The organism is Parvimonas sp. C2 (assembly GCF_035282405.1).
In the GTDB taxonomy this organism is placed as follows: domain Bacteria; phylum Bacillota; class Clostridia; order Tissierellales; family Peptoniphilaceae; genus Parvimonas.
Genome location: NZ_JAYKBP010000001.1, coordinates 84,590 through 96,714 on the forward strand (window position 1 = coordinate 84,590; position 12,125 = coordinate 96,714).

A 12,125-nucleotide genomic window follows, 5' to 3' on the forward strand; every position below is an offset into this window, starting at 1 on the left:
CCTATTTTAGTTTTACAACAGTAGCTCCATCGCCACCTTCATTAAATTTACCAAAGCTAAAAGATTTAACCAACTTATGTTTTTTCAAAAAATCTGAAATATTATTTCTTAAAACTCCTGTACCTTTGCCATGAATAATAGTTACTTCATTTAGATTAGCTATAAAAGAATCATCTAAAAATTTATCAATTTCATAAATTGCATCTTCTGTATTATATCCTCTTACATCTATCTTATTATTATACATTTTATCACTTTTAATAAAAGTGGATTTAGAATAAGATGCTTTTTCTTTAGTATTATCTATAATTTTTTCAATTCTAATAATATCACTAATATTTGCATTTACTTTTAAAATTCCAATTTTAACCTGTAAGTTTCCATTTTTATCAGGCAGTGTTTGTATGTATCCATTTTCATTTAAACTTAAAACTTTAACTTCTTCTCCCAACATTAAAGGTTCTTTTAAAAGATTTGATTTGTTTTCTTTTTTAATCATTTTAGAATGATTAATATTATCTATTTTCTTTAATATTTCTTCAGATATTTTTTTCAATTTAGCAGACTGCTCTTTTGATCTTGCTTTGTTTATATGATTAATAGTTTCTTTGCAAAATTTTTCGGTTTCATATATTGAATTTTCAATATATTCTTCTAATTTTCTCATCTTCTTTTCTTTTTGTTTATTAAATTTCTCAAGTTTTTCTTCATACTCTTCTTTAATTTTTTTATTAAAATTTAATATCTCTCTTTGTTCAATAATAAGATTTTCATATTCTTTACGTCTATTATCAACATTACTAACTAATTTATCAAAAGATAATTCGTTATTGGATATAAACTTTTTAGCGTTAACGATAAAGCTTTCATCAAGTCCTAATTTTTTAGAAATCTCAAATGCATTTGATTTTCCAGAAATGCCAATGATTAATTTGTAAGTGGGCTCTAGCTTTTCAACATCAAATTCCATTGCAGCATTTTGAACATTTTCAGTTGACATTGCATACATCTTTAATTGACTATAATGAGTTGTTGCAATAGTTCTAATATTCTTTTCTAAAAAATAATTTAATATTGAAATTGAAAGACCTGATCCTTCTTCTGGATCTGTCCCAGATCCCAATTCATCAAATAATATTAAGGAATTTTCTTTTGCATTTTTTATTATTTCAATTATATTTTTCATATGTGACGAAAAAGTACTTAAAGACTGCTCTATACTTTGTTCATCACCAATATCTGCAAATAATTCATCAAATATAGCTACTTCTGAATTATCTGCACAAGGTACCATAAGTCCATATTGAGTCATTAAAGTTAAAATACCAACAGTTTTTAAAGTAACAGTCTTACCTCCAGTATTTGGTCCTGTTATTACTAAAGTATTAAAACTATTACCAAGAGAAATATCAATTGGAACTACTCTATCCCTATCAATTAGAGGATGTCTAGCTGATTTTAATGAAATAATACCTTTATTATTTATTATAGGTTTAATCGCTTCCATATCATATGCCAATTTTCCTCTTGAAAATATAAAATCGATATTTGCAATTACACTTAAATTTGAAATTAATTCAGGTAAAATTTCTAAAACACGTCTTGAAAACTCAATCAAAATTCTTTCAATTTCTTTTTCTTCGTCAATTTCTAATTTTTTTAAATCATTATTTAGATCAACTACAAACATAGGTTCTATAAAAACTGTTTGTCCTGAAGCGGATTGATCATGAACAATACCTTTGAAAGAATTTTTGAATTCACTCCTTACAGGAACAACATATCTGACATCTCTCAATGTATAAATATTATCCATTAACTTGTCTGATGTTGAAATAAGTTGATTAAGTTTATCTCTAATTAAGTCATTTTTAGATTTTATCATTCGTCTTATTCTTTTTAAATCAGAACTTGCATCATCTGAAATTTCATTTTCAGATATTATAGAGATTTCTATATCTTTTTCTAATTGAGTAGCTATGTTCAAAGAATTTAAAAGCTCAAAAATATTTTTATATTCAGTTGATTCTTCTTCAGAAATTATATTTTTTAAAAATCTTGAAGTATTAAGAAGTTTCCAAACTTCTAAAAGTTTTCTAGGAGTAAAAAATTGTCCTATTTCTAAAAGTTTAAAGTCTTCTTCTAAGTCATCAATATTAGAAATTCCAGGTAATCCATATTTTATTATAAATCTATAGGCCTCGTCCGTTTCATTTAACAGTCTTTGTATCTTTATTATATCAAAAGAAACTTCTGTGTTTTTAATAATTTTTTTACCTATTATACTTTGAGAACGATCCAATAACATATTTATAATTTTATAAAATTCTAAAGTTTTTAATACCTTATTGTTCATTATTATTTATTCTTCTCCATTTTTAATAATTTTTTTAATGTATTCATTTTTTACTTTTAAAATTTCATTTTGTAATTCTGTGATTGTTTCGTTTTTTACTCTTAATTCATTAAAGTTATCATAAGAAATTTTTTCTACATTTTCATATCTTTTCTCAAGTGTACTTATTGTACGAATTAAAACATTGTTCTTATTAGTTAATTCGTTTATAATCTGATTTAATTTTTCATTCTTACTTTCTAGTTTTTTCTGATTTTTAATAAGCTCTTCTTGCTTTTTAAAGGGATAATCACTATCTTCAGATAACAAAGTCAGCTCTTTTTTTACATCAAAATAGTCACTTGAAATATTTAATGCCACTAAAGTTGCAGCCATAGCTGAGTTTATTAAATAATTTTGAGAAGTAATTTTATTTATTTCTTCATTGACAAATTTTGCAACTTCCTCAACTTCTTCTTTAGTTTTTTCACTTACAATTGTGTAAACATTGCCAGCAATATTTACTTTAATTCTATTGGTATCCATAATATTCTCCTAATTAAAATCTTAAATATGCTCCTAATTCTTTTTTTAAATCAGTTAATATACTATCAATTATAGTATTAATATCCTCATCAACTAAAGTTTTGTCTTTAGATTGAAAAGTCAATTTATAAGCCATTGATTTTTTGTTTTTATCAATTTGATTTCCGGTATATATATCAAAAAGTTCAATATTTTTTAATATATTATTAGAATTATTTTTGAATATTCTTTCAATGCTTCCACTATCTACATCCTTATCAACTACTATTGCTAAATCTCTTTTAACAGCAGGATACTTGATTAATGGCTCATAGATTTTTGTTAAATTTGCTTTATCTCTAATTTTTTCGATATCTATTTCACAAACAAATATATTTTTCTTTATAGAGAAATTCTTACAAACATCATATGAAACTTGTCCAATTTCTCCGATTTTTTCTTTGTTTATTAATATATCTGCACATATACCTGGATGAAAATATTCTATTGAAGTATTTTTAACAAATTCTAAATTGTAAATGTTTAATGCATATAGTAAATTTACTATAATATCTTTAATATAATAAAAATCATATTTCCCATAACAGCCTATAACCACTTTTTTCTCTTCAATTGGTACTTTATCATTCGTAATAGTGTGAAATGTATTACCAAGTTCATAAACTAACAAATCTTCATTTTTATAATTCAAATTTTTGGATAAAACATCAATTACATTTGGTATTAAGGACTTTCTCATAATACTAAATTCTTCTCCCAGTGGATTTAAAATTTTAACTGTATTTTTAGTATTCATCTTTGCTTTTCCAATAATACTTCCACCAATAAATGAATAAGTTGTAATTTCAGATAACCCCAAATTTAATAAAATACTTTTAATCTTATCTTCAAAAATTCTGTTTTTACTTTTTCTACCAATTGTATTTGGAGCTAAAATAGGTTTAGGATTAAGATTAGAAAATCCATATAATCTACCAATCTCTTCTACAATATCTTCTTGAATAACTAAATCTGTTCTAAAATATGGAATAGTGCAAATAATAGTATTCCCCTTTACCTCCGTCTTTATTTCCAATAATTCTAAGTATTTTACAATATCAGATTTTTTTATATCAACTCCTAATAATCTTTTAGCTAGATTAGAGTCAAACTGAATTACTTTATTGACTGTTTTTTCTTTTTTTGCATCGAAAACAGAATCAATTTTACATTCAACATTTTTTTCAAGTAAACACAAAAATCTAGATAGAACTTTCATTGTATGATTAATAGTCAATCCTTTTTCATATCTTATTGATGCTTCAGATTTTAACCCCAATCTTTTTGATGTAGATTTAATAGCCTTTTTTGTAAAATAAGCAGACTCTATTAAAATATTTTTTGTATTTTCATCAATTTCAGAATTTTTTAAGCCCATAATACCAGCAATAGCAATAGGTTTTACATCATCACATATTAACATATCTTCACTTGAAAGAGTTCTTTCAACATCATCTAGAGTTACTACTTTTTCTCCTTCTATAGCGTTTCTAATAGCGATATTACCTTCTAATTTATCTAAATCAAAAGCATGTAGAGGTTGACCTAATTCCAACATCAAGAAATTTGTTAAATCTACAATATTGTTTACAGGTCTTATACCAGAATTTAATAGATAGTTTTGAACTTTTCTATCTGATTCCTCTATTTTTACATTTTTTACAATACTTGCAGAATATCTTCTACAATTTTCTGAGTGAATATTAATATTTAATTGACTTTTATTTTCAATTTTTTTAATATCAATAAAATTAATTGGCTTTAATTTTTTATTAAGACTTGCAGCTATTTCACGAGCCATACCAACGATAGATAGACAATCTGGTCTATTTGGGGTTATTTCAAATTCTACAATAATATCGTTTAAATCTAAAATATCTCTAATATCGGTACCTAAAACAATATTATCGTCAAAAATCCTAAGTACCCCATCCCTATAATCCTTTGGAATGATAGAATCTGGATAACCTAACTCTTTATAACTACAAAACATCCCTTGAGAAATTTCTCCAGCCAATTTAGCCTCTTGAATTTTTGTATTATCAGCAAGAGTAGAGTTAACTTTTGCGACTGGAACAAAATCGCATTGTTTTAGATTTTGTGCAGCTGTAACAATTTGAACTATTTCATTTCCTAAATCAACTTTTGTAATCCATAATTTATTAGAATCCTCATGTCTATAAATATCAATAATTTTGCCTATTACTATATTATCAATGTTAGTTCCTAATTTTACAATAGATTCAACATGTGAACCTGTAAGTGTTACTTTGTCACATATGTCCATTATCTCATCATTAATGTCAACATATTCTTTTGCCCATTTAATTGGTAGTAACATATAATCCCCCTTAAAATTGTTCTAAAAATCTTTTATCATTATCATACAATAATCTTATATTATTTATTTTATGCTTTACCATAGTAATCCTATCAATTCCCATTCCAAATGCAAAACCTGAATATTTTTTTGAATCAATTCCACAAGCTTCTAAAACATTAGGGTGTACCATTCCACAACCTAATAATTCCATACTCCATCCTGTACCATTACAAACTGTACATCCTTTACCCTTACAATTAAAGCAAGAAACATCTACTTCTGCACTTGGCTCAGTAAATGGGAAATAATGAGGTCGATATCTTGTTTTCATATCTTCTCCAAAAAATTCTTTAATAAATGTATTAAGTGTGTCAATTAAGTTACTCATATTAATATTTTCGTCTACTACAAGTCCTTCAATTTGATGGAACATTGGTGAATGAGTATCATCAACTTCGTCAAATCTAAAAGTTCTACCAGCAGATATCATTTTTATAGGTGGTTTTGTTGTCATCATTGTTCTAATTTGAACTGGTGAAGTATGTGTTCTTAGCAATAAATCCTTATTGATATAGAAAGTATCTGACATATCTCTTGATGGATGATCCATAGGAGAATTTAGTTTATTAAAATTATTTTCTACTGTTTCAATTTCAGGGCCTTCAATTACAGAAAATCCCATTGAAATAAAGAAATTTTCTAAATCTTCCATAGTTTTATTTAAAGGATGCCTATGTCCTATATCAATGAATTTTTTGTTTATAGTAACATCAATAGTTTCTTCCTTTATTCTTTTTTCTAATTCAAGTTTATTATACATTTCAATTTTTTCATTTATTATATTTTCAATTTCTTGTTTAGTTAAATTTATAAGTTCTCCTATTCTTGGTCTTTCTACTTTTGAAACATTAGCCATATTTCTTAGAATACTTGTAAATTCACCTTTTTTACCTAAATACTTAATTCTAAGTTCTTCTAAAGAATTTTTATCTATACTATTCTTAATTTCATTTATTATTTTTTCTCTTAAATTACTAATTAATTCTTTCATACTTACTCCTATTTAACCTTGTAATTTTTTATAATAATAGCCTTCTCCCCATTTAGTTTGAATGTAGGTAACATCGCCTGTATTTATCTTTTCTCTCAATCTCCTAATATGAACATCAATCTTTCTGTAATCACTAACATGTTCTTCTTTCCAAACGGTTTTTGCAATATCTTCTCTGCTAAAAATCTTTTCTGAGTTTATTGCCATTATATACAATATGTCAAATTCTTTTCCTGTTAAATCAACTTCTTCACCTTTGAGCTTTACAGTTCTACCCACTATATTAAATTCTAGGTCATCAGCAAAAATTAAATTATCAATATCTGTTCTTCTTTGACCAAATCTTCTCATAATAGCTCTAATTCTCGCTTTTAATTCAAGAATATTAAATGGATAAATTAAATAATCATCAGCTCCATATTCAAAAATTAAAATTTTCTGCATATCATCCTTTAAAGTGGTAGTAACAATAGTAGGAATATCACAAAATTCATTTAATTTTCTTTTAAGATCTAATCCTGTACCATCCTTAAAATTCATATCCATAATTATCATATCAAAATTTTTCTGGTCAGCTAAAATAATAGTATCTTCGATATTATTAGAAGTTGTTATTTCATAATTTTCATCTTCTGTCATCGAATACATTAAGTCATTTATTTGTGAATCCGTAGGTAAAGCCATTAATATTTTTAATTTCATAATCTTCTCCTATTTCACCAATATTCTTTCATTATCTTTTCTTAAAGTTATCTTTTCTTTATCTAAAAATTCAAGCAATTCCATAGTTGATTTTCTATTTGAATTTAATAAATCTCTTGCATCTGAAACGGAAATAGTTCCATTTTTTATAATAAATTCTCTAATCATATTTACAGCCAAGTCATAATTATCTTTAAGCATATAACCTGAATCTAATTTCACAACCTCTTTATTACCTATCAAATACAAAATAAGTTCTTTAAAATGTTCAATATTCATATTTAAACTAAAATCTTCAAAATTTACAATTGAAAATTTATTTGAATTAAATGTATGTTTTATATTTTGAACATTTTTAAAATCTTCATCATCTAGTAAAACATTAAAATCTAAAGTAGAAATATATTCATCTGAAACTTTGAATTTATCATAAATTAAGTAATTCATAAATTCATTTTTTGTTTTTCCACTTAATAAATCAAAAAATTTTGATTTTATTGTCTCTTTTGAAATCCCAATTCTTTTAGGATATTTTTCATGAAAATCTTTTATAAATTTAGTTATATTTTTAATTAATTTTTCAATAAATCTATCTGACAAAATTAGTCTATCAGAAGTATTTCCGAATGAAATAACTTTATTTTCATAAATTAGTTCATCAATGAGTTTTGAAATATTTTTATCTGAATCTGATAAAAAGTTATAATAATTTTTTTCAAAATAAAATTTATCACTAAATCTGTCGATATAATTATATATATATTCTTTAAAATTGCAATTATCAAGAGTTTTAATTTGCTCTATATCATAACTATTAAATCTTTTTTTCTTAGTAGCATTAGAATCAATTATATATCCCCCACCAACAGTATAAAGAGGTGAAAATAGTCTTAATATAAATTTATCATTTCTTTTACTAATAATAGGTTCTTCCAATCTTAATTGAACTATATATTCTTTATTAGATTCCAACTCTTCGTTTTCTAATAGGATTGCTCTACATAAAACCTCGCTTGACCCTAAGTACAAATGAAATCTTGTTCTATTAGTTATTTCAAAAGGTAGATTAATTGTCTTTAATTTAACATCTATAATACTACTTTCAGTAAAAGTGTTATTTGGAACTAGTACTGAACCCTTTGAGACATCTTCTTTTTTAATATTTGCAAGATTTACAGCAACACGCTGTCCAGAATAAGCAGTATTAACATTATTATCATGTACTTGTAAATTTCTTACCTTTGTTAATTTATTTGATGGATAAACCCAAATTTCATCATCAAGATTTAATATTCCTGAAATCAACGTTCCTGTAACAACAGTACCAAAGCCAGTTATTGAAAAGGACCTATCAACATATAATCTAGAATTTGTATTTAAATCTTTTTCCGGTAAAGTATCTACAATTCTAATTATTTCCTCTTTTAGTTTATCAATTCCTGTTTTTTCAGTTGAAGAAACTTCTATTATTTTAGCATCTTCTAAAAATGTTCCAGAAACTTCGTCAGCTATATCTAATTTAACAAGCTCTATCCAATCCTTATCAACTAAATCACATTTTGTTAAAGCAATAATTCCATTTTTTATACCAATTAAATTTAGAATATCCAAATGCTCCTTGGTTTGAGCCATCATTCCTTCATCAGCAGCTACAACTAAAATAATCATATCCATACCACAAACGCCGGATAACATATTTTTTATAAACTTCTCATGGCCAGGAACGTCAATAATTCCAACTCTAAGTTCATCAGTTAAGTCAAAATGAGTAAAGCCTAATTCAATAGATATACCTCTATTTTGTTCTTCTTTTAATCTGTCAGTATTTCTTCCAGTTAAAGCTCTTATTAAAGTTGTTTTACCATGATCTATATGTCCTGCAGTTCCAACGATAATATTTTTCTTATTATCCATATTATTCTCCTATTAATGAATTTAATGCATCTTTTATTATACAAAATTCATTTTCAAAAATAGTTCTCACATCAAAAATTAAGTTTCCTTTGTAAATTCTTGTGATTATAGGAATTTTATTATTTCGTAATTTTTCTTCTAATTCATTTTCAGTAAATGACTCTGAAATCAACTTTACAGCCTTAGATGGCAATTTTTGAGTTGGTAGTGAACCTGCACCAACTTCTGAATCAATATCTATAATTTCATAAGAAAATTCATTACTTTTTCCCAAACATTCTATAAGTTTTTGAGCTTTATTATATAGTTTTTCAACTTTTGCAGTTAACATATTTAGTGTTGGTATTTTTGCAATAGCTGATTCTTCGTCAATATAATATGAAAATACAGACTCTAGAGCTGATAATGTAAATTTATCAACTCTTAAAGCTCTAGTTAATTGATTCTTTTTCATCTTTTCTATATATTCTTTCTTTCCAACGATAATACCTGCCTGAACTCCACCCAGTAATTTATCTCCACTGAAACTCACAACATCAACTCCATTTTTAATACATTCTTGTACGGTTGGCTCGTAAGATAATCCATATTTAGATAAATCTATAAGCACTCCAGAACCTAAATCTTCAATAATAGGGATATTATATTTTTCTTTTAAACTATTTAATTCAAATGAAGACACAGATTCAGTAAATCCTAAAATTTTAAAATTACTTTGATGAACTTTAAATAACGCAGCTGTATTTTCATCAATTGCATTTTCATAATCACTAAGATGTGTTTTATTAGTTGTTCCTATTTCCTTGAGCACTGCCCCACTTTCTCTGCAAACATCTGGAATTCTAAAAGAACCCCCAATTTCAACAAGTTCACTTCTACTTGTAATTACATTCTTACCTTTTGCCATCGTTGATAATATTAACATAACTGCTGCTGCATTATTATTTACAACCATGCAATCTTCAGCTCCAGTAATTTTCCTTATAATTTCACTTAAATGGGAATATCTTGATCCACGTTCACCTTTTTTCAAATCATACTCAAGATTGGAATATCCAATTGAAACTTTCTTAATATTTTCAAAAATTTCATCATTTAAAACAGATCTTCCTAAATTAGTATGAATTACAACTCCAGATGCATTAACAACATTTCTAAGGCTAAATATTTTTTTGTTCATTAAATTTTCCCTAATATTCTCAATTAAATTTTCAATCTTATTTGATATAATTTTTTCATCACAACCATTTGAAATTTTGCTTCGTATACTATCTAGTTCTTCATGAATTGACTCCATAACTAAATTTTTAGAATTTTCTTCTAAAAGAATTTTAATTAATTCATTATCTAAAATTTGGTCAACTTTTGGTATCATTTTGTATAAATTCATAATTTTCTCCATTATATAAATTATTTAATTATATCACAGTTAAATATTTTTCTGTTTTTTCAACAACTTTACCAACAACTGCAAATCTTGTTGGAATATCTTTTAAGTTATCTAAAATATCTTTAACTTCATTTTCAGGAACTGTAATTAGAAGTCCTCCTGAAGTTTCCGGATTAAACATTACATTTAAAAGTGCTTCATCAATATCATTTTCAACGTTATAATTATTTCCAACAAAGTTTTTGTTATCATAACATCCTTTAGGGATAAGTCCCATATTAGCATAATCAATCGCACCTTTTAATACAGGCAAGTTTGAACTATCAAGAATAAAAGTAGTATTAGATCCTTTGGCCATTTCATAACAATGACCCATTAATCCAAATCCGGTAATATCAGTACAAGAATTAATTGTATAATTTTCTACAGCTCTTTTCGCGTATTTATTAAGAGTTTCCATTGTGTTGACAGCATCTGCAATTTCTTCTTCAGTTGCAACCCCACCTTTTATAGCAGTGTTTATTATACCAAGTCCTAACGGCTTTGTTAAAATTAGAATATCACCAACTCTAGCCGAAGAATTTTTCCAAACTTTATTAGGATGAACAAAACCGGAAACACTTAATCCGTATTTAGGTTCGTCATCTTGTACTGTATGTCCACCAATAAGTAAACATTCTGCTTCTTTCATTTTTTCAAGACCACCCTTTAAGATTTCTGTTAAAACCTTTGGTGGTAAACAATTTGGAAAACATACAATGTTCATAGCCATAGTTGGTTCTCCACCCATAGCATAAACATCTGAAAGAGAATTAGCAGCAGCAATTCTACCAAAAGTATAAGGGTCGTCAACTATTGGAGTAAAAAAATCTAATGTTTCTATTAATGCCATTTCATCATTTATTTTGTATACTGCAGCATCATCAGAAGTTTCTATTCCTACTAGTAAATCTTTATTATTTATAGAAGTTTTATTATCCAATCCAGATAACACCTCGTCCAGAATATCTGGACCAACCTTGGCAGCTCATCCTGAAGTTTTTGCATATGAAGTCAATTTTATATTTTTTATATCAATATCTTTCATTTATTTCTCCTAATCTACTGTTATATCATTTTTAATCTTTTCAAAAGTTTTCTTTCCTATACCTGAAACCTTTGTAATATCTTCAATTTTAGTAAACTTCTTTTTTTCTCGATACTCTATTATAAGTTTTGCTTTATTCTCCCCTATTCCAGTTAATTTACAAAGCTCTTCTTTACTTGCAGTATTAATATTAATTAATTTACTATTATTTCCGTCAGAGTTATCATCTTTTGATTCATTACTTAAATCACTATTAGTTTCTCCAATTTTTGAAATATGTATTTTCATTTCATCTCTTAGTTTTGTAGCCAAATTTATTCTGCCTTTATCAGCATTTTCAGTTAATCCTCCAGCTGCTTGAATTGCGTCATTAACTCTATCTCCTATTTTCATCTTATATACACCAGGATTCTTTACTTCTCCATCAATATGTACATATATTTCAGAGATTTGTTTGTTGTTTTCTGAAGAATCATCTTCCTTCTGTTGTTTATTCTCACTATTAATATTTTCTACAACTTTTTTCTGGCTATTAAATGTTAGATATTTATAACCAAATCCAAGAAAAGTTAATCCTAAAAACATACATCCAATTAAAATTATATCTTTTTTATTTTTTAACATAACACACCTCAATTATTGCAATTACGAAATAAAAATACATTATAATTATAACATATTATTACAAAAAAATCTAATTTTAATTACTAAAGATATAATATATTAAAAATTTTTAAT

General features: G+C 25.9%; 9 protein-coding genes. All 9 read right to left on the reverse strand.

Annotation, left to right across the window (positions count from 1 at the left end; all coding sequences use genetic code 11):
* Position 1 precedes the first annotated feature (1 nt).
* Genes VJI95_RS00405 through VJI95_RS00445 form a run of 9 tightly spaced genes read right to left on the reverse strand, consistent with a single transcriptional unit; the run spans position 2 to position 12,011 of the window.
* Entirely contained in the window at positions 2–2,356 is a 2,355-nt protein-coding gene (locus tag VJI95_RS00405; protein ID WP_324009854.1) for an endonuclease MutS2, read from the reverse strand.
* A gap of 6 nt (positions 2,357–2,362) precedes the next feature.
* A complete protein-coding gene (locus tag VJI95_RS00410) occupies positions 2,363–2,881 on the reverse strand; it encodes a cell division protein ZapA (protein WP_323998983.1) in 519 nt (172 codons plus the stop codon).
* A 13-nt stretch (positions 2,882–2,894) separates the two neighbouring features.
* On the reverse strand, positions 2,895–5,261 hold the full coding sequence (pheT, locus tag VJI95_RS00415; RefSeq protein ID WP_324009855.1) for a phenylalanine--tRNA ligase subunit beta: 2,367 nt from the start codon (positions 5,259–5,261) through the stop codon (positions 2,895–2,897).
* A 10-nt stretch (positions 5,262–5,271) separates the two neighbouring features.
* On the reverse strand, positions 5,272–6,294 hold the full coding sequence (pheS, locus tag VJI95_RS00420; RefSeq protein WP_324009203.1) for a phenylalanine--tRNA ligase subunit alpha: 1,023 nt from the start codon (positions 6,292–6,294) through the stop codon (positions 5,272–5,274).
* A 12-nt stretch (positions 6,295–6,306) separates the two neighbouring features.
* Complete coding sequence (locus VJI95_RS00425; RefSeq protein ID WP_324009856.1) at positions 6,307–6,996, reverse strand: response regulator transcription factor; 690 nt, start codon at positions 6,994–6,996, stop codon at positions 6,307–6,309.
* A gap of 9 nt (positions 6,997–7,005) precedes the next feature.
* Positions 7,006–8,910, reverse strand: coding sequence for a selenocysteine-specific translation elongation factor (gene selB / locus VJI95_RS00430; RefSeq protein WP_324009857.1), 1,905 nt, complete (start codon positions 8,908–8,910; stop codon positions 7,006–7,008).
* Between the two features lies 1 nt (position 8,911).
* Positions 8,912–10,300, reverse strand: a complete 1,389-nt coding sequence (gene selA / locus VJI95_RS00435; RefSeq protein ID WP_324009858.1) for an L-seryl-tRNA(Sec) selenium transferase — start codon at positions 10,298–10,300, stop codon at positions 8,912–8,914.
* 28 nt (positions 10,301–10,328) lie between these two features.
* A complete protein-coding gene (selD, locus tag VJI95_RS00440) occupies positions 10,329–11,387 on the reverse strand; it encodes a selenide, water dikinase SelD (RefSeq protein ID WP_324009859.1) in 1,059 nt (352 codons plus the stop codon).
* Between the two features lie 9 nt (positions 11,388–11,396).
* The gene (locus tag VJI95_RS00445) at positions 11,397–12,011 is read right to left on the reverse strand and encodes a helix-hairpin-helix domain-containing protein (protein WP_323998993.1); all 615 of its coding nucleotides are present in this window, start codon (positions 12,009–12,011) and stop codon (positions 11,397–11,399) included.
* Between the last annotated feature and the right edge of the window lie 114 nt (positions 12,012–12,125).

Excerpts from the sequence above, each read along its gene's own strand:
- VJI95_RS00405 (WP_324009854.1), bottom strand. The coding sequence starts at position 2,356 with ATGAACAATAAGGTATTAAAAACTTTAGAATTTTATAAAATTATAAAT.
- VJI95_RS00410 (WP_323998983.1), bottom strand. The coding sequence starts at position 2,881 with ATGGATACCAATAGAATTAAAGTAAATATTGCTGGCAATGTTTACACA.
- pheT (WP_324009855.1), bottom strand. The coding sequence starts at position 5,261 with ATGTTACTACCAATTAAATGGGCAAAAGAATATGTTGACATTAATGAT.
- pheS (WP_324009203.1), bottom strand. The coding sequence starts at position 6,294 with ATGAAAGAATTAATTAGTAATTTAAGAGAAAAAATAATAAATGAAATT.
- VJI95_RS00425 (WP_324009856.1), bottom strand. The coding sequence starts at position 6,996 with ATGAAATTAAAAATATTAATGGCTTTACCTACGGATTCACAAATAAAT.
- selB (WP_324009857.1), bottom strand. The coding sequence starts at position 8,910 with ATGGATAATAAGAAAAATATTATCGTTGGAACTGCAGGACATATAGAT.
- selA (WP_324009858.1), bottom strand. The coding sequence starts at position 10,300 with ATGAATTTATACAAAATGATACCAAAAGTTGACCAAATTTTAGATAAT.
- VJI95_RS00445 (WP_323998993.1), bottom strand. The coding sequence starts at position 12,011 with ATGTTAAAAAATAAAAAAGATATAATTTTAATTGGATGTATGTTTTTA.